The following is a 21,910-nucleotide window of genomic DNA, read 5'->3' on the forward strand; positions in this document are numbered from 1 at the left end:
CTTAGAAGCAAACCCTGTTTCTGAGGATAAAATAAAAGCATTTTTCAAAAGCAATCAAAATGCTGCTGAAAAAACAATTAAATTTATGGAGGAAGAATGAAAGAAAGATTAGAAGACACTCTATGGAAACACTTCTTCACAAATCCTAGAACTAATTATAATCCATACATGGTTAAATTAGTAGAATACCCTGATCACATTATCTATGATAGTGAAATTATGAATTCTTATAGAGGAAATTGGAACCAAAAAGCTTTTGGAAACAATAATCCTGTGTATCTTGAAATAGGATCTGGAAGTGGAAACTTTGCAGTTGGAATGGCTGCTAAATATCCTGAGAGAAATCACTTAGCTCTTGAAATAAGATTTAAAAGATTGGTTTTATCTGCAACTAAAGCTGTTAAAAGAAATCTTAATAATGTTGTTTTTTTAAGAAGACGTGGTGAAGATATTACAACGTTTATAGGAAATGAAGAGATTGAAGGACTTTATATTAATTTCCCTGATCCTTGGGAAGGAAATGAAAAAAATAGAATACTTCAACCTAAACTTTTTGAACTTCTTGATGTTATAATGAAAGTTGATGGAACATTATTCTTTAAAACAGATCATGACCAATACTATTCAGATGTTCTTGAATTTGCTAAAGACTTAAAAAATTATGAAGTAATTTATCACACACCTGATTTACATAACAGTCCTAAGGCTGCTGATAATATTAGAACAGAGTTTGAAGATTTATTTATATGTAAACATAACAAAAATATCAACTATATTGAAATAAAAAAAATCAAATAACGAAATAATACATGGAGGTATTTAAATGGCAGGATATGTTGTAGTTGGAACTCAATGGGGAGACGAAGGAAAAGGAAAGATAATTGACGTTCTTGGAGATAGAGCTGATTACGTTGTTAGATTCCAAGGTGGAAATAATGCTGGACACACAGTTGTTGTTAATGGAGAGAAGTTTATACTTCACCTATTACCATCTGGTATGTTACATGGACAAGGTAAATGTATCATCGGACCTGGAGTTGTTGTTGATCCTAAAGTTCTTTTAAAAGAGCTTGATACATTAGAAGCTAAAGGAGCTAAAGTTGATCACCTATTCATAAGTGATAGAGCTCATCTTATTATGCCTTACCACATTCAATTAGATATCTTAAAAGAGGAAAGAAGTGGAGATAACAAAATTGGAACTACAAAAAGAGGAATTGGACCTTGTTACTCTGATAAGTTCTCAAGAGTTGGAATTAGAGCTGTTGAATTATTAGATATGGAGCTATTTGCTAAAAAATTACAAATGAATTTAGAAGAAAAAAATGAACTTTTCACTAAAATTTATGATGCTCCAACTATGAAGTTTGAAGATATTTTTGAAGAGTACAAAGGATATGCTGAAAGATTAAAGCATAGAATTATTGATGCTACTCCTGAAATTAACAAAGCTTTAGATGATGATAAATTTGTTTTATTTGAAGGAGCTCAAGCTATGATGTTAGATATTAACTATGGAACATACCCATATGTTACTTCTTCATCTCCTACAAGTGGTGGAGTTACTACTGGTGTAGGAATTTCTCCTAGAAAAATTGATAAAATAATTGGAGTTATGAAAGCGTATACAACTAGAGTTGGAGAAGGACCTTTCGTTACTGAATTAAATAACGATTTAGGAGAAAAAATTAGACAGATTGGTGGAGAGTTTGGAGCTACAACTGGAAGACCAAGAAGATGTGGATGGCTAGACCTTGTTGTTGGTAAGTATGCTGTTGATATTAACGGATTAACTGACGTTGTAATAACAAAAATCGACGTTTTAAGTGGATTAGATTCTTTAAAAATCTGTACAGGATATGAAATAGATGGAAAAGTTTACACAACTGTACCTGCTGCTACAGAAAAATTAGCTTATGCTAAACCAATTTATGAAGAGTTACCTGGATGGACAGAGGATATCTCTAATATGAAAGATTACAACGAGTTACCTGAGAACTGTAAAAAATACCTTGCTAGAGTTGAAGAGTATTTAGGATGTCAAATAACTGTTGTTTCTGTTGGTCCTGACAGAAGTCAAAACATATTCTTAAAAGATATATAAGAAATTGATCCCCTAGTTTACTAGGGGATTAATTTTAGGAGGAGCTAAATGTTAGAAAAAATTCTTATCATAAATACTGGGGGCACTATTGGTATGGTCAACAGCGAGGAAAATAATCCTAATAGTCCTTTAAGACCTGCTAAAAATTGGTTTGAAGTAGCTAAAAATCATCCTATTTTAGAGAGATTTCCTGCTGATTACTGTCAAATTTCAACTTTAATTGATTCTTCAGATATGAATCCTGAAATTTGGATTGATATTGTTAGAATTATAGAAAAAAATTACTATGATTACAGAGGATTTGTAATTTTACATGGAACTGATACTATGGCTTTTACAGCTTCAGCTCTATCTTTTATGCTTAAAAATCTTGATAAACCTGTGGTTGTAACTGGATCTCAAGTTCCTTTAGTTACACCCAGAAGTGATGCACTTCAAAATTTAATTACATCCATTCAAATTGCAGGCAATAGGATTTACGGTGTTAAAAGTATACCTGAAGTTACAATTTGTTTTAGAGATGAGCTATTGAGAGGAAACCGAGCTAGAAAAATTGATGCTACAAATTATTTTGGGTTTGCTTCTCCAAATTATAGAGCTTTAGGAGAGATTGGATGTGAAATTAAAATTCATGACAAAAATATTTTAGATATGCCTAAAAATGAGTTTTATACAGATTCTTCTATCAACAGTAATATACTTATTGTTGAAATTTTTCCTGGAATGAATCCTCAATATATAAAAACACTTGTAGAATCTCATTCTGAAATAAAGGGAGTTATTTTAAAAACTTATGGAAATGGTAATGCTCCAACTACTGATAATTTTATTTCAACTTTAAAGTCTATTATTGATTCAGGAGTTGTTGTTGTTAATATTACCCAGTGTGCAACTGGTGCTGTTAAAATGGGATTATATGAAGCTAGTAGTGCATTAAAAAGCATTGGAGTAATTAGCGGTGGAGATATGACTCCAGAAGCAGCAATTACTAAGTTGATGTACTTATTAGGAAAAAATCTCTCTATTGAAGAGATTAAAATTTTTATGGAATCAGATTTATGTGGTGAAATAACTGTTTGAAGGAGTGCTATGAACAAAGAGCTTTGGAAAAATAATAAAAATGGTAAACTTTATGAAGTTTTGAATTACAATATATTAAATTGTACTAATGAACAAGATGGACAAAATATGTATCTATATAGAGTTTTTTCTGAACAAGTCTTAGATTCAGAAGGAAATGAGAGACTTTTTGTTAGATCTGAAGATGAATTTAAAATTAAATTTACAAAATACAGTTTATAATTAAAATAGAGAAGAGGCTGACCTTTTTAGTCAGCCTCCTTTTTTATTTATCAAATTTTATTGGTTTTATCCAATCACTGTTTTTTCCCATAGCATAATTATTTTCAAATTCGGCTTTAAACTCGTTAAATCTCTTCTCTTTTATAGCTGTTCTTGAATCTTTCATCAATTTTAATAGGAAATATAAATTATGATATGTTGCCAATCTTCCACCTAATATCTCTTGAGCTTTAAATAAGTGTCTTATATAACCTCTTGTGTAATTTCTACATACATAGCAATCACATCCCTCATCTAAAGGTCTAGTATCCTCAGAATATGACGCATTTTTTACAACAAGTCTTCCATATTTTGTAAATATCGTTCCATGTCTTCCAATTCTTGATGGCTGTACGCAATCCATCATATCTATCCCAGAAGCTACAGCCTCTAACATATCTAAAGGTTCTCCAACTCCCATCAAATATCTTGGCTTATCTTCAGGTAACTTCTCTACAATATAATCTAAAATTCTATACATATCCTGTCTAGGCTCTCCTACTGCTAAACCACCAACAGCATATCCAGAGAAATATTCATCCATTTCACTTAATTCAGATAAACTTTTATCTCTTAAATCCTCATAGATTCCACCTTGAACTATTGCAAATAGTCCTTGCTCATCAGGTCTTTTATGTGCTTCTACACATCTCTTTGCCCATCTTGTTGTTCTTTCAATAGATGGAATCAGATACTCTTTTGATGACATTCCTGGTGGACACTCGTCAAATAGCATAACAATATCTGAACCTAAATTATTTTGAATATTTATTGATTTCTCTGGAGAGATAAAGTGTTTAGACCCATCTAAGTGCGATCTAAAGTAAACTCCCTCTTCTTTTATATTTCTTAAATCTCCTAAACTAAATACTTGGAATCCACCACTATCTGTTAAAATAGGTTTTTTCCAGTTCATGAATTTATGTAGTCCTCCAAATTTAGCAACTAATTCATCTCCTGGTCTTAAATATAGGTGATATGTATTCCCTAAAATTATTTCTGATCCCATCTCTTCTAATTCTTCTGGAGTCATACCTTTTACTGTTGCTTGCGTTCCAACAGGCATAAACACTGGTGTTTCAATCTCTCCGTGAGGAGTTGTTATCTTTCCTATTCTAGCCTTTCCATCTTTATCATACAATTCATATGTTACTGGTAACTTTTTACTCATTTCTTTCTCCTATCTTTCTACTGACATTACATCTTTTATTTTTAATAGATGACTAACTAATTGTTTATATTCATCTTTGTTATTTAACTCAACTGTAACCTTTATAATGGCAATTGTATCCAATCCCTTTTTTATATTATGAGAGTTTAAAGATAAAACATTTATTTTATGATTTGAAATCATTGTAACAACATCCATAAGTATATTTTGTCTATCTATAGCTTTTATCGTAAATGCAAATGTATATTTACTTTTCTTTGAGGATGTCTCTAAAAGCCTCTCATCCCAATGAACATCTATAACCCTTGCAGGATCATGATTAACCATTGAAATATAGTTTGGACAATCTTTTCTATGAATAGCTATCCCTGTTAATTTTGTTACATACCCACCTATATCATCTCCAGGAAGAGGTGTACAACATCTTGCAAACCTTATAAGTGTATTTTCTGTTCCATCAATTACAATTCCTTGGTCATCTTTTTTAGCTGATTTTTTCTTTACAGGTTCTTTAATAAACTCCTCTAAATTGCTCTCTGTATAAGCTTTACTTTTTTCTTGTTCCAATCTTAATTTAGCTACAACTACATCAACTTTACTTTTTGTTTCTCCCATATGGAAATAGAAATCACTCATTGTTGGTATATTATGTTTCTCTAAATGTTTTTTTAAAGTTGGACTTTCTTCAAACTCTTTTAAAGTCATACCTAATTTGCCAACTTCTCTTTCAATCAGTTCTTTTCCAATTTTAATATTTTCATCAAACTTTTGATCTTTTAACCATTTCTTTATTTTACTTTTTGCACTTTGAGTAGCTACTATATCTAACCAATCATTTCCTGGTCCTCTGCCCGTTTTAGATGTTATAACTTCTACTCTATCCCCGTTATTTAATTTATAATCTAAAGGAACTATTTTTCCATTAACTTTCGCTCCTACACATTTTATTCCAATCTCTGTGTGAATATTAAAAGCAAAATCTATTGGTGTAGCACCTTGAGCCAATTCAACAACATCCCCTTTTGGAGAAAATACAAATACTGTTTCTTTTACAATATCCCCTGTTACTTCTCTAATAAACTCTTCAGTGTTTTCTGCTCCTTGATTTAACTCTACAATGTTTCTAAGCCATCCGTAAACTTGATCTTTTTTACTGATTTTTTTATTTTCTTTATAACTCCAATGAGCTGCAACTCCCTCTTCAGCTACTCTATCCATATCCTCTGTTCTAATTTGAATTTCAACAAATTTTCCTAAAGGTCCTACAATTGTTGTATGAATTGATTGATAGTTATTTGATTTAGGAACTGCAATATAATCTTTAAATCTTCCTGGAACGGGTCTATAATTACTATGAATAACTCCTAAAGCATTGTAACATTCTGCTTCAGTATCTAAAATTATTCTAATACCTATTAAATCATAAATACCGTCAAAATCTTTTCCTTTTTCAAACATTTTTTTATAGATACTATAAAAATGTTTAAATCTACCTTTTACCTTTGCATATATCTGTACTTCATTTAATAGACGAGTTATATTATTTACCATATCTTCTAAATATTTTTTTCTCTCGTCTTTTCTTTCATCAATTAATGTCTTAATCTCTTTATATTTTTCTGGCTCTAAGTAATGAAGAGACATATCTTCTAATTCCCATTTTATTTTAGCTATACCTAATCTATGAGCTAATGGAGCATAAATTGAAAGAGTTTCTTGAGCTATTCTTTTTTGTTTCTCTGGTGGCATAAATTTCAATGTTCTCATATTATGAAGCCTATCGGCTAATTTTATAATAATAACTCTTACATCTTTTGCCATAGCTATTATCATTTTTCTTATATTTTCATCCTGTTTTTTAGTACCATTAGGTAAATGATCTAATTTTGTAACACCGTCTACAAGATGGGCAACTTCATCACCAAAATTATATTTTATATCAGCAATAGTTATCAGTGTATCTTCAACTATATCATGAAGTATTCCTGCTATTATCCCCTCTGTATCCATTTTCATATCTATTAATATTTTTGTCACTTCTACAGGATGTATTATATAGCTGTCTCCTGATTTTCTGTATTGTCCTATATGGCATTCTTCTGCAAAAAAGAAAGCCATTCTAATCTTTTCTTTGTCCACTTTTAAACTGTGCTTATCTATTTCACTTTCTATTTCTTGCCAATATTTCATAATACACCTCTTTTTTAATAATCCTATACAAATAAGGCGACACAAGGTTGTGTCGCCTTAAAAGTTATTAATACTTCATTAAAGTTAATACTGGATAACCTTCTAATTTCTCTTTACCTTTTAAGTCTTCTAGTTCAATTAAAAATGCTAATCCTGCTACTACTCCACCTAACTCTTCTATCAATTTTACAGTAGCCTCTATAGTCCCTCCAGTTGCTAATAAATCATCAACTATTAACACTCTTTGTCCAGGTTTTACAGAATCTTTGTGCATACATAAAACATTTGAACCATACTCTAAATCATATGCATACTCAATTACTTCTCTTGGTAATTTTCCTGGTTTTCTAACTGGGGCAAATCCAACTCCTAATGCGTAAGACACTGGACATCCAAATATAAATCCTCTTGCCTCTGGACCTACAACTAAATCTATGTTGTGCTCTTTTGCAAACTCTACTACTTTATCTGTTGCATACTTATATGCTTCACCATTTCCCATTAGTGGAGTTATATCTCTAAATTTTATTCCTGGTTTTGGATAATCCTCTACTAATGCTACATATTTTTTTAAATCCATTTAATTCCTCCTAATATTACTCTTTAAAAATTTATCATAAATTATCTATACTAATTCAAAATTAAATTTAAAGCTTTTTTTTCTTTTACTTTATCTCCATTTTTATAGTATATGTTTATTAATTCCTCTACTATATCTTTATCAATTTCATTGTAAGCCAAATAATTTTTTAAAACTCTTTCTGAATAGTCATCCTTTTCTAATGATGAGCTATAGAAATTTGATAATTTTATTGTATTAATTTTATTATATCTAATTTTATCTTCAATTTTTAAATACGAATCTTTTTTCAAATTTTCTATTCTTTTTAAATTGTTTAAATAAGAATCAAAAAATAAACTGTTATTAAATATTTCATCATTTTCTACATACTCATAGTACTTTAAAGAGTTTAAATAATTCCCATTTAAAAATTCTATATATCCTAAAATAAAATAATCTTGGTCATTCATGAAATCTTTAGACACACTTTTTAAATACTTTGAACTTTTATTGTAATTTCTTTTTTCAAAATTTAAATAACCTAAATTTTTTAAAGTTAAATTATCTTTTGGATTAAGTGCTAAAGCACTATTTAAATCCTTTTCAGCTTGAATAGTATCTCCAAGTTGTCCTTCTATTATCGCTTTTTCTCTTAATGCCACACTATTTTTACTATTGATTTGTAATATCTCTTTATATGTTTCTAACGCTTCACTTTTTTTACCTAAAGAATATAAATTAGCTCCTTTAAGTAACAAATATTTCTCATTTTTTGTTTCAAGATTTTTTGTTGTCTTTACTACCTTATTATTGCTACAACCACTTAGCATAAAAACTAAAAAAAGATATTTCCACATTTAGTTCTCCTTTTTATTATTTGGTGGTAATATTACTCCTCCTGAAATTATAAGTTTTATTGCGTCGTCTACTTTTAAATCTAAAACTCTTACTTCTGATTTTTTTAAAACTATAAACATTCCTGAAGTAGGATTTGGTGATGTCGGTAAAAATACATTACACATCGCTTCCCCAGTTATTTCTTCAACAAGATGATTACTATCTGAAGTCATAAATCCTATACTATATATTCCACGTCTAGGATATTCAAACATTACAACTTTTTGATATGATTTTTGTCTATCTGCCGCAAATAAAGAGGTTATTTGAGTTATTGTGCTATAGATTTGGCTAAATAATGGGATTTTAACTAAAAGATTATTTACAAAAGATCCTATTTTTTTAAATAAAAATACTCTCATAGCTGTCCCTATAGCTATCAATAATAATATTAATGTAACAAAAGATAAAACGTTTATAAGTATCTGAGTGTACAGATGAAGGTTTTGCTCTTTTCCTAACCCAGTTTGCAAAACAAGTGTTCTTATTGCTACTGTTAAAAATGAATCTTGTAACAAATTTAAGAAAATTTGAAATATCCAGTTAAAAATATACACTGTAATAACTATAGGTAATATAGCAATTAATCCACTATAAAAACTGGCCTTTACTCTTTTCATTTTTTATTCTCCTCTTTGTATCTCTACCTTAGACACTCTCATCTTTTCAACTTCAACTACCACTAGCTTAACATCTTCAAAATCTACAACATCTCCTATTGCAGGAATTTTTCCAAGTTCGGACATAATTAATCCACCTAAGCTTTCATAATCCTCTGATATTGGTAAATCGATACTTAAATTTTTATTTATTGTCTCTATATCAAGCATTGCATCAACTTCATATCTATTATCATCAATCTCTTTTATACTTTCTTCCTCTTCATTATCAAACTCATCACGAATCTCTCCGACAATCTCTTCTAATAAATCTTCTATTGTTAAAACTCCTCCAATACCACCATATTCATCTAATACAATTGCAATGTGAACTTTTTTACTTTTAAATTCTTGTAAAATTTCTATAATAGATTTTGTCTCAGGAACATAGTAAGCTTCTCTTACTAACTCCTTAACTTGAGTATCTGTACTATGTGCTTTTAAATAATTTAAAACATCTTTAGTATATAAAACCCCTATAATATTATCAATAGTTTCTTCATAAACAGGTATTCTTGAGAATCCAGCTTCTATCATCTCTTCCCAAATATCATCTAAGGTTTTATTTCCTTCAACTGCAAACATCGAAGTTCTCGGCGTCATAATCTCTTTTGCATTAGTTTCACCTAATCCTACAATTGAGTGGATCATCTCTTTTTCTTCTTCCTCTATAATCCCTTCAGCTTCACCGACATTTACAAAAGATATTAAATCTTCCTCTGTAAACATTATATTTTCAGTTTTTACTTCAACACCTAAAATTCTACCAATTAATATCGATGTCCACATCAAGATTTTTACAATTGGTTTCATTAATATACCAAAATAATACATCGGACCAATTACTAGTTTTGAAAACCCTTTTGAATTATTTTTTGCCATTATTTTCGGTGTTATCTCTCCAAATATAAGAATTAAAACTGTCATAATACCTGTTACGATAGCTAAACTTCTAGGAGAATTTCCCATTATATTAATTGCTAAAACAGTTGCAATAGATGACCCTAAAATATTTACTATGTTATTTCCCAAAAGCATACCAGTTAAAATCTCATTTGGACTTTTTAACCACTTCTTCAATAAATGTGCTGTTTTCTTATTCGACTTCTCAATATCTTCTAAATCTGTTGTTTTAAAAGATGTTAATGCTGTTTCTGAGGCTGAAAAAAAACCAGATAGTAAAATCAATACAACTAATATAATAATATCACGATACGTGTCCAACTTTATAATACACCTTCCTTATTTTTTAAATTGAATGCTTATATATTCTACCATAATTCTCCATAAAAAACAACATACTGTGCTTTTTAAAACGCTACTTTAATAAAGAATAAAAAGGAAAGCTGTTAGCTTTCCTTATTTTACTAAAAATAATATATCTCCTTTTTTTACTACTTTTCCATTTTCTGCTCTCAAAGCAACAACAGTTCCTGCTACAGAAGATTTAACCTCGTTCATCATCTTCATAGCCTCCACTATACATACCGTATCTCCTACCTCTACTCTATCTCCAATTTTAACAAAGTCTTCTGAGTCAGGGGAAGGTGCTGAGTAGTATGTTCCAACCATTGGAGAAATTATCTCTTTTCCTTCTATAACTACTTCTTCCGAAGATTCTACCTCTTCAATTTCTATCTCTTTATTAGCTAAAGTAGGTTGTTCCACATACTTAATATTTGATGTCACTACCTCTTGTCTTAGTTCTTCTTTTTTCATAGTAAGCTTTGTTCCATTAATTTCTACACTAATTTCAGAAAGATTATGTTCCTCTATACTTTTAGCTAATTTCTTTACACTTTCTAAATCTAATTTCATTGTTCCTCCTTAATTACTCCCTATTACTCTTAATTCCTTTACAGAGTCTAAAGAACTTATTTTCTCTAACATCTCTTCAATTTTTCTAAGTAAATTTTCTGTTGTTTGTATCGATATTGTTACTCTACTCACACCATCTATTGCTATATTTTGAACAATTGTTAAAATATTCATCTGTTCCCCTGCAATAATATCTAAAACTCTTGCTAGAATTCCAGGTCTATCCATTAAAGATAAATGTATACTAAATACTTTTTCTTTTCCACCTTCGAAAAATGGTTTTATATAGTCTTTATATTTATAATATGTACTTCTACTTATTCCAACCCTCTTTATAGCTTCGTACTTTGAAATTCTTTCAGCTTGAACAATCTCATTTACCTTTATAACACTCTGAATTGAATTTGGTAGTATTCTCTTATCTACAATATAAAATTCTTTTTTATCCATTCTAAACTCTCCCCTATATTTTTTTTCCAATTTTAAATGCCTTTAACGTATTATTAAGTAACATGGCTATAGTCATGGGGCCTACTCCCCCTGGAACAGGTGTTATATATGATACTTTCTCTTTTACAGATTCAAAGTCCACATCCCCACAAATCTTATTATTTTCATCTCTGTTTATTCCAACATCTATTATAATAGCACCTGTCTTAATCATATCAGCTTTTAAGAAATTAGCTTTTCCTATAGCTACTATTACAACATCTGCATTTTTTGTTTTTTCTGCAAGATTTTTTGTTTTACTGTTGCAAACTGTTACTGTCGCTCCTTCATTTATTAAAAGTGCTGTCATTGGTTTTCCAACAATATTACTTCTTCCTATAACAACGATATCTTTTCCCTCTAAAGCTATCTCATACTCTTCAAATAATCTTAGTATACCTGCAGGAGTACATGAAATTAAGGCAGTTTCATCTCCTAAAACAACTTTTCCTAAATTTTCTGGCTTAAATCCATCTACATCTTTATTTATATCTATTGCTTCTATTACTTTTGGTGTATCTATATGATTAGGTAATGGTAATTGAACTAATATTCCATCAACTGTTTCATCACTATTTAATTCCTCTATTTTTTTTAAAAGCTCTTTTTCAGTTACATCTGCTGGCATAATAAAATTTTTTGATTCTATTCCAACTTCTGCACACTGTTTTATCTTAGAATTAACATAAATTTTAGATGCTAAGTTATCTCCTGCCTGTATTACTGCCAATCCTGGAACTATTCCTTTAACTTCTTTTATCTCAATTATCTCTCTTTTTATTAAATCTCTAACCTTTTGAGATACATATTTACCATCTAAAATTTTCATTACTATTCCGCCTTTTCCTTCCAGTAATTTAATTCTTGAAGCTTTCTATTCAAATCTATGTGCTCTATTACAACATCTTTTGGTACTTTTATTTCTAAGGAAGTCATATTTAATATAGCTTTTATTCCTGATTGGACAACTATATCTGTTACTTGCTGAGCTATAGATTTATTCTCTGTTATAATTGCCAAATCTATTTTTTTCTCAGATGCAATTTTTGGTATATCGCTCACACTACTTATTTTTATTCCCTTATACTCTTTCCCAATTCTACTTTTTGTAATATCAAAAATTCCCACAATATTAAATCTTGGTTTCTCTATGTCACCTTCTAGTAAAATAGCATTCCCTAACTTTCCAGCTCCAACAATAATTACATTATTTTGTTTATTTATTCCCAATATATCTTCAATCATTTCATAAAGACACTTTACATTATACCCTTTACCCCTTATACCTATACAAGAATCTAAATCCATTATAAAGTTTGAAAAATCTTTTCTAATTTGAGCAGCTGTTACTCCAAGTAAAACACCCATCTCTTCTGATGATATGTAATCATCTGGCGAAAATTTCTCCAAACATTTTAAATACATTGTTAACCTTTGTATAGTTTTTCTTGAAATTTTTTCTCTCTTTTCTGAAGTTTTCATTATTTAACATCTTCCCCCATTATTTTTATTTTAAAACCTCACCTATTTTAAATAGATTTCCATTTATACTATCTTTTCCCGATATATTCTTTTTATTTTCAGGCTTAATCTCAGTTAAAACTATGCTTCCTTCACTCACTTTTACAACAAATCCTTTTCCTTTAATCGAATCTACTATCTCACCATTTTCCCCTTCTTCATAAATTTTATCAAGTTTTTCAACTGCATAAACTTTTAAAATTTTATCATTGTGGTGTGTATACGCTGTTGGAAATGGATTCATTCCTCTTACAAAATTAAAAATTTCTTCCTCAGTTTTATTCCAATTAATTAAACAATCAGTTTTCTTATATGGCTTTACAAATGTTGCTAACTCATGATTTTGCTTTTCTCTATTTGCTATACCTTTTTCTATTAGGTCTACTGCTTCATTTAATTTTTCCGCTCCAATATCTTTTAATCTGTCATGAAGTGTTAAAAAAGTATCCTCTTCATAAATTGGAGTAGTTCCTTTTAAAATAATATCCCCTGCATCTAATTCTTCAGCAATATCCATAATAGTAACACCTGTCTCTTTTTCACCAGCTATTATTGCTGCATTAATTGGTGCTGCACCTCTAAATTTTGGAAGTAACGATGAATGTACATTTATTATTCCCAGTTTTGGAAAATCAATTATATTATTTGGTATTATTTTCCCATATGCTACTACAACAATTAAATCTGGATTTAACTCTTTTACCAACTCAAATGTCTCTTCTGTTCTCAATGAATTAGGTTGATAAACTGGTATATTATTTTCAATTCCATACTCTTTAACTGGTGTATACTTTATTTTCTTTCCTCTAGTGTTAGGTTTATCCACCTTTGTAAATATCCCAACTATATCATGCTTTTTTCTTAATATATCTAATGATGGAACTGCAAACTCTGGCGTTCCCATAAATAAAATTCTCATTTTGCCTCCTATTTCTTTAAATTACTTAAGTATTGAAGAGCCATTTTATACCCTTCAGAACCGAATCCAGTAATTTTTCCTATGCATATATCCGATATTACAGATTTATGTCTAAACTCCTCTCTAGAGTATACATTTGATAAATGAACCTCTATTGTTTTTAGATTAGTTGACAAAATTGCATCTCTTATTCCTATCCCATAATGTGTTAATGCCCCTGGATTTATTATTAAATAATCAACATTCTCGTAGCTTTCTTGTATCTTATCAATTATACATCCCTCATGGTTGGATTGGAAAAATTCTACCTCCACCCCATGATCCATAGCAAACTCTTTAATCTTGTTATTTATTAATTCTAAGGTTTCATTTCCATATATTTTAGGTTCTCTCTTTCCTAAAAAATTTAAATTCGGCCCATTTATTATTAAAACATTCATATCTTTTTATCCTTTTTTATATCTTCTACAACATCTATAAAAGATTTTATATCATCGAACTCTTTATATACAGATGCAAATCTAACATATGCTACTTCATCTAATACCTTTAATTTTTCTAGCACAAGCTCCCCTAGTTCCTGCGTTGTTATCTCATTTTTTAAAGTGTTTTGTATTACTTTTTCCACATCAGCAATAAATTTTTCTAAATCATCTCTACTTATGTTTCTTTTATTAGTTGCTCTTTCTAATCCTCTTAAAAGCTTATCTTTGTTGAATTTTTCTCTACTTTTATTTTTCTTTACAACATAAATCGGATTCTCTTCTATTCGTTCATAGGTAGTAAATCTCTTTTCACAACTATTACATACTCTTCTTCTTTTTATAGAGTTATTTTCAGAAAATGCTCTACTATCTATTACTTTTGTGTCTTCACTATTACAAAATGGACATCTCATACTCTCTCCCTATAAAGCTTCCTCTTTGTCTATACACTCCAATACTTCTTTCGCATTTTCACAATTTAAAAGCTTTTCTCTAAAATTTTCATCTCTTATTAATCTTGAAATTCTCGCCAGTACTTTTAAATAAATTTGACTATCTTTAAATGGTGATGCAAATACAAAAAATATTTTTACTTTTTCTTGATCTAAAGATTTAAAATCTACTCCCTCTTTACTTATTCCAAAAGCTATTGTTAAACTTTCCGCTGCATCAGTTTTAGCATGTGGTATTGCTACGCCTTTTCCTATTCCTGTACTTCCTAAATTCTCTCTTTCTAAAAGAGCTTTGTATATAACATCTTTTTTTTCTATTTTTTCTGATTTTCCTATTAAAGCAGACAGTTCTTTTAAAGCTTCATCTTTATTTTTAGCTTTTAGATTAAGTAATATTAGTTCTTCTGACATATAATCAGTTATTTTAACTATGTTTAACATGAGTAACCTCCAAATAAATGTTTCTTTAGACTTAATTTTGTATCTAAATGATAATTTATATATTTTTCATAAAGAATAATAGCATCAATTAGAGTATTTAATTCCACTCTTTTCTCATCCGATACTTTTTTCTCCACATTTGCTAACACTTCAAATAAATCTTTTTTTAAAGGTATAACTTTATCATCTCCAAAATCCGTTATAACTGACTCAGAAATACTAAAATATTTTTCACCCGATATATTTATTCTGTAACCTTCATTTTTTATAATCCAATTCATCATTTTCAAAACCATAATAAAATTATTATAGTTATCACTTTTTATAATAAAGTATAAAGCTTTTTCTATTCTTTGAAAAAACTCCTTTTTTCTCTCTCCTGGCAAGACTATCTCATTAATAATAGAGAGAATATAAGATACTATCTCCAATTTTTCTATTTCTTTTTTTAAATCATAAAAAAAATCTATTGAATCAATTGTATTTAGTATAAAATTATCACCTTTTTTATAAAATGTAAAACTTGATAGAGTTAATAAATCTACCGAACTTTGGTCTCTTTTTTTACTTTTTCTAATTCCTTTAACTAAAAGATCAATTTTCCCAAAATTTTCAGAAAAAACAGTTATAATTCTGTCTCCCTCTCCAAAATCTACTTTTTTTATTATTAATCCCTTAGTTTTTATAAATTTCATTTTTTTAGTTCCTTTCTTTTAAGGTCACTATTAACTTTTGTGTCTTTCAAGTCTAAATCAGCGACTTTACTTTCACTTTCAAATATCTCCATCTTAATTGGAAGCAAATACCCATCTACTTTTTTATACTCTTTTATTTTTATTCTATAGATATCTTTATATTTCAACTCTTTTACTTTTTCTAAATAATAGTTATCTTTAAAATTTTTATCATTTTGATCTTTATTTTTCAAATCTTTTATAATTGATAAAAAATTACTCACATCTTCACTATTATTTTCAGATACTTCATCAAATAACGGAATATAAACTAGAGATTTTTCATTTTCATATTGAAATATCTCTCCCTTATTTACATTTGGCGAGATTACTTCTTTTCTCAAATAATCTGGTGAAATATATTCAATTTTATATTCTTTTACCTTTTTCTCACCATTTAAATATACTGTTTCTTTTACTGTAGAATATATATCTTTTATATTAGAAATTCTATTCGGTGATGCAAAAATCGATGTTCCTATTAATAAAAACATAGCTACTTTTTTTATCATCTATCCACCTCTGTAAGAACTATTATTTCATTCATATCTATTATATTAAATGGTAACTTTACTAGATATTCTACATTGTTCTCATATTTTTTTCTTATTTCACATACTTCTCCGATATATAAACCTTTTGGATATATATCACTAATTCCAGAAGTATAAACTTTATCTCCTACAGATAATTGTGCCTCATGAAATGATACAGGTTCAAAAATAAGTTCATCACTTCTATTTCCCTTTACTATTCCAACTGTATCTCCTGTTGCGTTTGCACTAACTACAGAATCTTGAAAAGTTATCATTTGAACAACAGAGTAGTTTTTAAATACTTTTTCCACTTTTCCAATCAGAGATTCATTATATAAAACTGGCATATTTTTTTCTATCCCATCTGTTTCGCCAATATTTATAGCAAAACTTTCATACATCTCTCTAGTTTGTTGAAAACTTATCTTCCCAACTTTAAATTTAAATTTAAAGTGACCTTTCATATCTAAAAGTTCTCTTAACCTATCATTTTCCTCTAGTAATCTTTGATTTTTTTCTTCAATTAAAGATTTCTCTGCTAGTGTATGTTTTAATTTATTATTTTCATTTAATAACTCTTTATAATTTATAACACTCTCTGTGCTCTCTTTAGCCTTTTTCCCTAAAAAATATACACGAGATTGAAGAGGTAAAAAAAGTTCTTCAATCTCTGTCATTGTATACATAAATACGTCTTTAGCAAAGAAAACTACAACCATTAAAATTATAAATATATATATAATATTTAATACCTTATTTTTTTTCTTTCCTATTTTCATCTCTATCCTTTTATAATTTCAACTAATATTTTTGATAAATCTACTAAATCTTTTATCTCAATATACTCCTCTAAAGTGTGAACTTTTGTCATTCCTACAGCTAAGTTTACACTCGGAACACCTTTACTGTTATAAATATTTGTATCACTACCTCCACCTGAAGATGCAGTTTCACTTTTTATACCAACTTTTTCACAAGCAACTTTTACAATCTCCACAACCTCTTCACAATCCTCAAGTGCAAATCCAGGATACTCAACTTTAACATCATTTTCTAATTTTGCTCCAAAATCATCACAAACCTGTTGGAATATATTAAATGTTTCATCCAATAAAGATTGTAATTTTTCATTTGATAAGCTTCTAGCTTCATAATCTAACTCAACTGATGACATAACTATATTTGTAGCTTGTCCTCCTCTTACAACTCCTATATTTGAAGTTGTTTCAGCGTCAACTCTACCTAATTTTATTTTAGTTATTGCATGTGCTGCTGCTGTCAATGCATTTATTCCATTTTCTGGAGAAATACCCGCATGTGCTGGCTTTCCTACAACTCTTATTTTTCCTCTAGCTGCTGATGGAGCCTTTGTAATTATTTTCCCTGGTTTTCCACTTGAATCTAATATAAATCCAAAATCTACACCATAACTATCAATGTCAAAAGATTTTGATCCTAATAAACCTATCTCTTCTCCCATAGAAAAAACTACAATTATTTCTGGATGATCTAAATTATTTTCTTTTATTACTCTTAGCATCTCTATAATAGCTGCAATTCCACCTTTGTCATCTCCACCTAATATAGATGTTCCATCTGATTTTATTATACCATTCTCTATTACTGGAACAACTTTTTCACAAGGTACAACTGTATCCATATGAGAACTAAATAAAAACTTCTTCTTTCCTGCAGCTTTTAAAACTCCAACTATATTTCCACAGTTTCCACCATTTAATTCCCCTGCATTATCCTCTTTTACTTCTAGTCCTAACTCTTTTAAAACTTTTAATAAATAATCTCCCATAGCTCTTTCATTTTTTGACGGAGATGAAATTTTTACCATATCTAAAAAATTCTCTACTAATCTAGCTTCTTTTATCATTTGCCCTCCCACAGGTTATCTGTTTTTTGATATTCTTCTCTAGATTATATTACATTGTCATTCCTTTGTAAAGAGTTAAAGGTAACAAAAAATAACAGTAGTTAGGTACTACTGTTATTTTTTTCTAATATATTTATATTATTTTTAGTCTTTTTTTGAGTAATACTTTGTGTGTAATATTCTATGAGCCTCTGAACTTAGTGGATGCTCTAAATATTTTTCATATAGTGATTGTATATATGGATTTTCATGTGATTTTCTAAATGTTTTTCCATTATCTATACTTTGTAATCCTTCTGCTCTTTTTACAATTTTTTCAAAATTTCCATGGTGGTAAGGTTGTCCTCCCCCTCCAACACATCCTCCTTTACATGCCATTATCTCTATTGCATGGAAAAACTCTTCTCCTGCTTTAACTCTATCTAAAATATCCCTTGCTGCAGATAATCCATTTGCTATTCCAATTTTTACAACAGTATCTCCAACCTTAACTTCACTTATTTTAATACCTTCCATTCCTCTCATGGCTTTAAAATCCACATCTTCTAAAGTTTCATTTGTTACCCATTCGTATAATGTTCTTGTTGCTGCTTCTATAACTCCACCTGTTCTACCAAAAATAACTGCTGCTCCTGTTGAATAGCCTAGAGGATTATCAAAGTCTGATTCTTCTAGTTTACTTAAATCTATATTTGATTGTTTTAAAAGATGAGCTAACTCTCTTGTAGATATTGAATAATCTACATCTGGAACTCCATCAGTTGCAAACTCTGGCCTTGATGATTCATATTTCTTTGCTAAACAAGGCATTATTGAAACATTTATTATTTCATCTCTTTTAATTCCTCTTGCTGGCCCCCATATATTTTTTAATACAGCTCCAAACATCTGTTGTGGAGATTTTGCTGAAGATGGTATATCCAACATATCTGGATAATGGTGTTCTATAAAATTAACCCAAGCTGGACAACACGAAGTTAGAATTGGAAGTTTTACACTCTTATCCCCACTTAAATATTTTTCCAATCTTTGCTTAAATTCTGCTGCTTCCTCCATTATAGTTAAATCTGCTGCATAATCTGTATCAAACACATCATCAAAACCTAATTTTTTTAATGCTGTTACCAATTTTCCAGTTACATCAGTTCCTGGTTCATATCCAAACTCCTCGCCTATTGCAACTCTTACTGCAGGGGCTACCTGAACTGTAACTCTTTTTCTTGGATTTGCAATATCCTTTATAAGTCCCCATGTATAATCTTTTTCATACAGTGCTCCTACTGGACATACAGCTACACACTGCCCACAGAATGTACAATTAGTTTTATCTAAATCTGATTCAAAAGCTGTTGAAACAACTGATTTAAACCCTCTATTAACAGCTGACAAAACCTGACATTTTTGAATGTTATTACACATATTCTCACATCTTCTACACATAATACACTTATCTAAATCTCTAACTATAGATGGAGAAATCTCTCTTCTATATTCAAATATTTTCCCCTTAAATCTTATATCTCTTATTCCAAATTCCATTGCTAAAGTCTGTAGATCACATTTACCATTTTTAGCACATATTAAACAATCTGTTGGATGATTTGATAACATCAGTTCTAATACATTTCTTCTTTTTTCTAAAACTTCCATGGTATTAGTATTTATTATCATCCCTGGCGATACTGGTGTTGCACAAGCTGGAACTAAATTTTTTCTTCCCACAACTTCAACAACACATATTCTGCAAGAGGCACAATCATTTTTAAATCCAATCTCTGGAATATTCATATAACATAAGCTTGGTATTTTTATTCCAGCTGTTTTAGCTGCCTCTAATATTGTTGTTCCTGCTAAAGCTTCTATTTCTTTACCATCTATTATAACAATAACATTTTTCATAAACTACCTCCACTAAGCTATATCTATTGCACTAAACTTACAAGCGTTATAACAAGCACCGCACTTTATACATCTACTTTGATCTATAACATGTCTTTCTTTCACTTTTCCATCAATACATGCAACAGGACAAACCCTTGCACATGCTGTACATCCAACACATTTATCGTTTATTAAATATCTTCTTAAAGCTTGGCACTGTCCAGCTCTACATTTTTTATCATGTATATGCTCTAAATACTCGTCTAAAAATTGATTTATTGTAGATAAAACAGGATTTGGCGAAGTTTGACCCAGTCCACAAAGAGAAGTTGTTTTTATTGTTTGAGATAACTCTTTTAATAGTCCTATATCTTCCTCTTTTCCCTCTCCTTTAGTTATTCTATCTAATATTTCCCACAATCTAGTATTTCCTATTCTACAAGGTGCACATTTTCCACAAGATTCATCAACAGTAAACTCTAAATAGAATTTAGATACTGCAACCATACAGTCATCCTCATCCATTACTATCATTCCACCTGATCCCATCATAGACCCCTTAGCTAAAAGAGTATCAAAATCTATTGGTGTATCCAAATCCTTTTCAGTTAAACACCCACCTGATGGACCTCCTGTCTGAACAGCTTTAAATTTTTTATTATTTTTTATTCCACCACCAATTTCAAAAATAACCTCTCTTAAAGTTGTTCCCATAGGAACCTCAACTAATCCAACATTATTTATCTTTCCAGCTAAAGCAAACACCTTTGTTCCAGGTGAATTCTTCGTTCCAATACTTCTAAACCACTCTACCCCTTTTAAAATTATTTGAGCAATATTAGCTAATGTTTCCACATTATTTACTATTGTTGGTTTCCCCCAATATCCCGATTCAGCTGGATATGGTGGTTTCATTGTTGGTTCTCCTCTACCACCCTCCATAGAGTGAATCAATGCAGTTTCCTCTCCACATACAAATGCCCCTGCACCATATTTTATTTCAATATCAAATTGAAAATCTGTTCCAAATATTTTCTCTCCTAATATTCCATTTTTTCTAGCTATTTCAATTGCTTTTCTCAATCTTTGTATTGCTAGTGGATATTCAGCCCTTATGTAAACTAATCCTTTTGTAGCGCCTATCGCATACCCAGCAATAATCATCCCTTCTATAACACTATGTGGATCTCCCTCTAAAATAGATCTGTCCATAAAAGCCCCTGGATCTCCTTCGTCAGCATTACACACTACATATTTTTGATCTGATATATTTTTAGAGGCAAATTCCCATTTTAAACCTGTTGAGTATCCTCCGCCCCCTCTTCCTCTTAAACCTGAATCTTTAATTACTTTGACAACACTCTCTGGGGTCATTGTTGTTAATATTTTTTTTAAAGCGGCATAACCTTCAGCTGCCATATATTGTTCAATTGACTCTGGATCTATACTTCCACAATTTTTAAGAGCTATTCTTATCTGTTTCTTATAAAACTCCATATTTTCCCCTTCAAAAACTCTCTCACCATTTTTAGGGTCTATATACAATAACTCCACTATTCTTTTCTCACTAATTATGTCTTCTACTACTATTCTTTCTGCATCTTCTGGTTTTACTTCAATATAAAATGTATTTTCTGGCATTATTTTTACTATTGGTCCTTTTTCACAAAATCCAAAGCACCCTGTTTGTATAACTTCAACTTCATCTTTTAATCCATGCTCTTTAATTGAATTTCTTAAATTCTCTACAATTTGTTCCCCTTTTGCAGATAAACAACCAGTACCACCACAAATAAGTATTTTCTTTTTTTCCTTCATAATTAGC

At 29.7% G+C, this 21,910-nt stretch carries 24 protein-coding genes; 4 read left to right on the top strand and 20 right to left on the bottom strand.

Translation table 11 applies throughout. The annotated features are described in order from the left end of the window. Nucleotides 1-96 precede the first annotated feature (96 nt). Genes trmB through ACRC8M_RS03090 form a run of 4 tightly spaced genes read left to right on the top strand, consistent with a single transcriptional unit; the run spans nt 97 to nt 3,406 of the window. Complete coding sequence (gene trmB, locus ACRC8M_RS03075; RefSeq protein ID WP_438527804.1) at nt 97-798, top strand: tRNA (guanosine(46)-N7)-methyltransferase TrmB; 702 nt, start codon at nt 97-99, stop codon at nt 796-798. Between the two features lie 25 nt (nt 799-823). Then, the gene (locus ACRC8M_RS03080) at nt 824-2,104 is read left to right on the top strand and encodes an adenylosuccinate synthase (protein WP_438527805.1); all 1,281 of its coding nucleotides are present in this window, start codon (nt 824-826) and stop codon (nt 2,102-2,104) included. 48 nt (nt 2,105-2,152) lie between these two features. Beyond that, nucleotides 2,153-3,184 (top strand): asparaginase, encoded by a 1,032-nt coding sequence (locus ACRC8M_RS03085; protein WP_438527806.1) that lies wholly within the window; start codon nt 2,153-2,155, stop codon nt 3,182-3,184. Nucleotides 3,185-3,193: 9 nt separating this feature from the next. After that, nucleotides 3,194-3,406 carry a hypothetical protein gene (locus ACRC8M_RS03090; RefSeq protein ID WP_438527807.1) on the top strand — a complete coding sequence of 71 codons (213 nt, stop codon included), beginning with the start codon at nt 3,194-3,196 and terminating at the stop codon, nt 3,404-3,406. Nucleotides 3,407-3,449: 43 nt separating this feature from the next. Here the strand turns inward: ACRC8M_RS03090 and tgt are convergent, their stop codons facing one another. From tgt to ACRC8M_RS03190, 20 genes are all read right to left on the bottom strand, one after another. Further along, complete coding sequence (gene tgt / locus ACRC8M_RS03095) at nt 3,450-4,616, bottom strand: tRNA guanosine(34) transglycosylase Tgt (protein WP_438527808.1); 1,167 nt, start codon at nt 4,614-4,616, stop codon at nt 3,450-3,452. Between the two features lie 9 nt (nt 4,617-4,625). Then, nucleotides 4,626-6,806, bottom strand: coding sequence for a RelA/SpoT family protein (locus tag ACRC8M_RS03100; protein WP_438527809.1), 2,181 nt, complete (start codon nt 6,804-6,806; stop codon nt 4,626-4,628). 67 nt (nt 6,807-6,873) lie between these two features. Next, a complete protein-coding gene (locus ACRC8M_RS03105; protein ID WP_023051872.1) occupies nt 6,874-7,386 on the bottom strand; it encodes an adenine phosphoribosyltransferase in 513 nt (170 codons plus the stop codon). 50 nt (nt 7,387-7,436) lie between these two features. Next, on the bottom strand, nt 7,437-8,225 hold the full coding sequence (locus ACRC8M_RS03110) for a tetratricopeptide repeat protein (protein ID WP_438527810.1): 789 nt from the start codon (nt 8,223-8,225) through the stop codon (nt 7,437-7,439). After that, a complete protein-coding gene (locus ACRC8M_RS03115) occupies nt 8,226-8,885 on the bottom strand; it encodes a DUF502 domain-containing protein (RefSeq protein ID WP_438527811.1) in 660 nt (219 codons plus the stop codon). It lies immediately after the preceding gene. A gap of 3 nt (nt 8,886-8,888) precedes the next feature. Next, nucleotides 8,889-10,148, bottom strand: coding sequence for a hemolysin family protein (locus tag ACRC8M_RS03120; protein WP_438527812.1), 1,260 nt, complete (start codon nt 10,146-10,148; stop codon nt 8,889-8,891). A 135-nt stretch (nt 10,149-10,283) separates the two neighbouring features. Beyond that, on the bottom strand, nt 10,284-10,742 hold the full coding sequence (gene accB, locus ACRC8M_RS03125; RefSeq protein WP_438527813.1) for an acetyl-CoA carboxylase biotin carboxyl carrier protein: 459 nt from the start codon (nt 10,740-10,742) through the stop codon (nt 10,284-10,286). Between the two features lie 9 nt (nt 10,743-10,751). After that, entirely contained in the window at nt 10,752-11,192 is a 441-nt protein-coding gene (locus ACRC8M_RS03130; protein WP_040406188.1) for an ACT domain-containing protein, read from the bottom strand. A gap of 13 nt (nt 11,193-11,205) precedes the next feature. After that, a complete protein-coding gene (folD, locus tag ACRC8M_RS03135) occupies nt 11,206-12,060 on the bottom strand; it encodes a bifunctional methylenetetrahydrofolate dehydrogenase/methenyltetrahydrofolate cyclohydrolase FolD (protein ID WP_438527814.1) in 855 nt (284 codons plus the stop codon). Between the two features lie 2 nt (nt 12,061-12,062). After that, a complete protein-coding gene (locus ACRC8M_RS03140; RefSeq protein ID WP_438527815.1) occupies nt 12,063-12,713 on the bottom strand; it encodes a redox-sensing transcriptional repressor Rex in 651 nt (216 codons plus the stop codon). Between the two features lie 25 nt (nt 12,714-12,738). Next, nucleotides 12,739-13,671 carry a methionyl-tRNA formyltransferase gene (fmt, locus tag ACRC8M_RS03145; protein ID WP_438527816.1) on the bottom strand — a complete coding sequence of 311 codons (933 nt, stop codon included), beginning with the start codon at nt 13,669-13,671 and terminating at the stop codon, nt 12,739-12,741. Between the two features lie 8 nt (nt 13,672-13,679). Next, entirely contained in the window at nt 13,680-14,111 is a 432-nt protein-coding gene (gene aroQ / locus ACRC8M_RS03150) for a type II 3-dehydroquinate dehydratase (protein WP_438527817.1), read from the bottom strand. Beyond that, the gene (gene nrdR / locus ACRC8M_RS03155; protein ID WP_023051862.1) at nt 14,108-14,569 is read right to left on the bottom strand and encodes a transcriptional regulator NrdR; all 462 of its coding nucleotides are present in this window, start codon (nt 14,567-14,569) and stop codon (nt 14,108-14,110) included. The genes aroQ and nrdR overlap by 4 nt, the downstream gene beginning before the upstream one ends. A 9-nt stretch (nt 14,570-14,578) precedes the next feature. Further along, a complete protein-coding gene (locus ACRC8M_RS03160; protein WP_023051861.1) occupies nt 14,579-15,049 on the bottom strand; it encodes a PTS sugar transporter subunit IIA in 471 nt (156 codons plus the stop codon). After that, a complete protein-coding gene (gene recO, locus ACRC8M_RS03165; protein WP_438527818.1) occupies nt 15,043-15,744 on the bottom strand; it encodes a DNA repair protein RecO in 702 nt (233 codons plus the stop codon). Before recO ends, ACRC8M_RS03160 begins: the two co-directional genes overlap by 7 nt. Continuing rightward, nucleotides 15,741-16,295, bottom strand: a complete 555-nt coding sequence (locus ACRC8M_RS03170; protein ID WP_438527819.1) for a LolA family protein — start codon at nt 16,293-16,295, stop codon at nt 15,741-15,743. The genes recO and ACRC8M_RS03170 overlap by 4 nt, the downstream gene beginning before the upstream one ends. Further along, entirely contained in the window at nt 16,292-17,098 is an 807-nt protein-coding gene (gene mreC / locus ACRC8M_RS03175; RefSeq protein WP_438527820.1) for a rod shape-determining protein MreC, read from the bottom strand. Before mreC ends, ACRC8M_RS03170 begins: the two co-directional genes overlap by 4 nt. A gap of 2 nt (nt 17,099-17,100) precedes the next feature. Beyond that, nucleotides 17,101-18,204, bottom strand: a complete 1,104-nt coding sequence (locus ACRC8M_RS03180) for a M20/M25/M40 family metallo-hydrolase (protein ID WP_438527821.1) — start codon at nt 18,202-18,204, stop codon at nt 17,101-17,103. 144 nt (nt 18,205-18,348) lie between these two features. Further along, nucleotides 18,349-20,103 carry an NADH-dependent [FeFe] hydrogenase, group A6 gene (locus ACRC8M_RS03185; RefSeq protein ID WP_438527822.1) on the bottom strand — a complete coding sequence of 585 codons (1,755 nt, stop codon included), beginning with the start codon at nt 20,101-20,103 and terminating at the stop codon, nt 18,349-18,351. A gap of 12 nt (nt 20,104-20,115) precedes the next feature. Beyond that, a complete protein-coding gene (locus tag ACRC8M_RS03190; RefSeq protein WP_438527823.1) occupies nt 20,116-21,903 on the bottom strand; it encodes an NADH-ubiquinone oxidoreductase-F iron-sulfur binding region domain-containing protein in 1,788 nt (595 codons plus the stop codon). Between the last annotated feature and the right edge of the window lie 7 nt (nt 21,904-21,910).

The organism is Cetobacterium sp., assembly GCF_051653945.1.
Taxonomy (GTDB): domain Bacteria; phylum Fusobacteriota; class Fusobacteriia; order Fusobacteriales; family Fusobacteriaceae; genus Cetobacterium_A.

Coding starts and splice junctions, on each gene's coding strand:
- nrdR (WP_023051862.1), bottom strand. CDS start 14,569: ATGAGATGTCCATTTTGTAATAGTGAAGACACAAAAGTAATAGATAGT.
- aroQ (WP_438527817.1), bottom strand. CDS start 14,111: ATGAATGTTTTAATAATAAATGGGCCGAATTTAAATTTTTTAGGAAAG.
- folD (WP_438527814.1), bottom strand. CDS start 12,060: ATGAAAATTTTAGATGGTAAATATGTATCTCAAAAGGTTAGAGATTTA.
- ACRC8M_RS03115 (WP_438527811.1), bottom strand. CDS start 8,885: ATGAAAAGAGTAAAGGCCAGTTTTTATAGTGGATTAATTGCTATATTA.
- ACRC8M_RS03085 (WP_438527806.1), top strand. CDS start 2,153: ATGTTAGAAAAAATTCTTATCATAAATACTGGGGGCACTATTGGTATG.
- ACRC8M_RS03140 (WP_438527815.1), bottom strand. CDS start 12,713: ATGAAAACTTCAGAAAAGAGAGAAAAAATTTCAAGAAAAACTATACAA.
- fmt (WP_438527816.1), bottom strand. CDS start 13,671: ATGAGAATTTTATTTATGGGAACGCCAGAGTTTGCAGTTCCATCATTA.
- tgt (WP_438527808.1), bottom strand. CDS start 4,616: ATGAGTAAAAAGTTACCAGTAACATATGAATTGTATGATAAAGATGGA.
- ACRC8M_RS03130 (WP_040406188.1), bottom strand. CDS start 11,192: ATGGATAAAAAAGAATTTTATATTGTAGATAAGAGAATACTACCAAAT.
- ACRC8M_RS03110 (WP_438527810.1), bottom strand. CDS start 8,225: ATGTGGAAATATCTTTTTTTAGTTTTTATGCTAAGTGGTTGTAGCAAT.
- accB (WP_438527813.1), bottom strand. CDS start 10,742: ATGAAATTAGATTTAGAAAGTGTAAAGAAATTAGCTAAAAGTATAGAG.
- ACRC8M_RS03100 (WP_438527809.1), bottom strand. CDS start 6,806: ATGAAATATTGGCAAGAAATAGAAAGTGAAATAGATAAGCACAGTTTA.
- ACRC8M_RS03170 (WP_438527819.1), bottom strand. CDS start 16,295: ATGATAAAAAAAGTAGCTATGTTTTTATTAATAGGAACATCGATTTTT.
- ACRC8M_RS03105 (WP_023051872.1), bottom strand. CDS start 7,386: ATGGATTTAAAAAAATATGTAGCATTAGTAGAGGATTATCCAAAACCA.
- ACRC8M_RS03080 (WP_438527805.1), top strand. CDS start 824: ATGGCAGGATATGTTGTAGTTGGAACTCAATGGGGAGACGAAGGAAAA.
- ACRC8M_RS03190 (WP_438527823.1), bottom strand. CDS start 21,903: ATGAAGGAAAAAAAGAAAATACTTATTTGTGGTGGTACTGGTTGTTTA.
- ACRC8M_RS03180 (WP_438527821.1), bottom strand. CDS start 18,204: ATGATAAAAGAAGCTAGATTAGTAGAGAATTTTTTAGATATGGTAAAA.
- trmB (WP_438527804.1), top strand. CDS start 97: ATGAAAGAAAGATTAGAAGACACTCTATGGAAACACTTCTTCACAAAT.
- ACRC8M_RS03160 (WP_023051861.1), bottom strand. CDS start 15,049: ATGTTAAACATAGTTAAAATAACTGATTATATGTCAGAAGAACTAATA.
- recO (WP_438527818.1), bottom strand. CDS start 15,744: ATGAAATTTATAAAAACTAAGGGATTAATAATAAAAAAAGTAGATTTT.
- mreC (WP_438527820.1), bottom strand. CDS start 17,098: ATGAAAATAGGAAAGAAAAAAAATAAGGTATTAAATATTATATATATA.
- ACRC8M_RS03185 (WP_438527822.1), bottom strand. CDS start 20,103: ATGAAAAATGTTATTGTTATAATAGATGGTAAAGAAATAGAAGCTTTA.
- ACRC8M_RS03090 (WP_438527807.1), top strand. CDS start 3,194: ATGAACAAAGAGCTTTGGAAAAATAATAAAAATGGTAAACTTTATGAA.